General features: G+C 77.7%; 2 pseudogenes. Both read right to left on the minus strand.

What is annotated here, in order from left to right:
* Positions 1–1,062, minus strand: a pseudogene (locus tag JNW87_RS38475) (hypothetical protein); the annotation flags it as partial.
* Positions 1,062–1,667: pseudogene (locus tag JNW87_RS38480) on the minus strand (glycosyltransferase family 4 protein); the annotation flags it as partial. The pseudogenes JNW87_RS38480 and JNW87_RS38475, both read right to left, overlap by 1 nt.

Raw genomic sequence — 1,667 nt, forward strand, 5'->3', positions numbered from 1 at the left:
ATCCCGGCGCAGCAGCGGCAGCACCGCGACCGCGAGCGCCACCTGCGCCACGGCCAGCAGGGCGAAGAACCAGCCGGCCACCCGACGCTGGGCGCCGGCCTCCCGGTCGGCGTCCGCCGGTTGATCGATGGCGGCCCGCAGGTCCGCCGGTCGGCCGCCGACCGAGACGGCGGGACGGCCGAGGAAGAGCCGTTCCGGCATGGGCCGGCCCAGCGTCGCCAGGGCGGTCGGTGCCAGGTCCACGAGCTGGAGATAGCCCTCCCGGGCGGTGCTCGGGGAGGTCAGCCAACCCCTCTCCCAGCCCGGGCCGTCGGCAACCGCGACGTGCAGCCGGGACAGCTGGTCGGTGTCGGAGACGCCGGCGACGACCACCAGCGAGCGGGGCGGGCGGGCGGCGAGCACCCGGGCCAGTTGGGCGTCCGCCTGCCGGGCCTGCGCCGCCCGGGACGCCCGGTTCTCGCCGTCGACGCTGCCCAGGTCGACGATGCTCAACACGCAGGAGCCCAGCAGCTTGGCCGGGTCGGCGGGAAGGACCGGCGCGTAGCGGTCGACCCGGCCGAACGGGCGGGCGGCGGCCACCGCCGCACCCGGCCCGACCGCCACCGAGCAGCGAACGGACTCGGCCAGCGCGCCCGGCGTCGCACCCCAGGACAGCCGGTCCTGGTTGTACCGGACGACGCTCTCCTCGTCCGGCAGGTTGGCGCCGATGCCGTCCGGCTGCTCCACCGTCACCGCCGCCGGCGGGCAGCCACCCTGTTGGCGGCTGCCGTTCCAGGCGGCGAAGTTGCCCGCGCCGAGAGTGAGCCAGCCGTCGACCGGGCAGGTCGGCCGGTGCGCGGAGCGTACCGACAGGGAGCCGATCGACCCCTGTTCGGCCATCCGCCACAGCGTCGGGGTGGTCTGCGGGTCCACGTCGTCCCAGCGCAGCCCGGCCACCCCGGCCAGCACCACGAAGTCGGCGCCGCGCCCGGGCGGGCCGGTGTCCGGCCGGGCGGCCAGCGCGGTGATGCCGAGCGCCACCACGACCAGGGTCAGCAGGACCGGGGTCAGTCTGCGCAGCATCAGCGGCTGCCCGTCGACGGATCGGCCCCGGCCGGCGCCAGCTCGGCGTACAGGTCGGCCAAGCCGGCGACCGTGTCCGCCTCGGTCGGCCAGGTCGCGGCCCGGGCGGCGCCCCGGCGGCCCAGGTCCGCCCGACGGGCGTCGTCGTCCAGCAGCTCCCGCACCGCCGCGTCGACCGCGTCGACGTCGCCGGGCGGGACCAGCACCGCGGCGTCGCCGACCAACTCCGGCAGGCCACCCACGGCGGTCGCCACCAGGGGTACGCCGGCGTGCAGCGCCTCCTGGGCGAAGAGCTGGCGGGCCTCCCAGTCGCTGGTGACCACGGCCAGGTCGGCGCCGGCGAGCAGGTCGGCCACGTCGGTGCGGTGCCCGAGCAGGGTCACCGGCACCCGGGCGGTCGAGATCCGGGCGGCGAGCTGGAGGTACGCGGGGCCGCTGCCGGCGATCACCACCGCCGGCGCCGGGGTCCGGGTACGCCACCGGGCGGCGGCGTCGATCAGCACGTCGTACCGCTTCTGGGGGTGCAGCCGGCCCACCGAGGAGGATCAGCGGACGGTCGGCGGCGACGCCGAACTCGGCGCGGACGGCGGCCCGGCGACGCCGCG

It is taken from the genome of Micromonospora sp. ATA51 (genome assembly GCF_016802855.1).
Classification (GTDB): domain Bacteria; phylum Actinomycetota; class Actinomycetes; order Mycobacteriales; family Micromonosporaceae; genus Micromonospora; species Micromonospora sicca.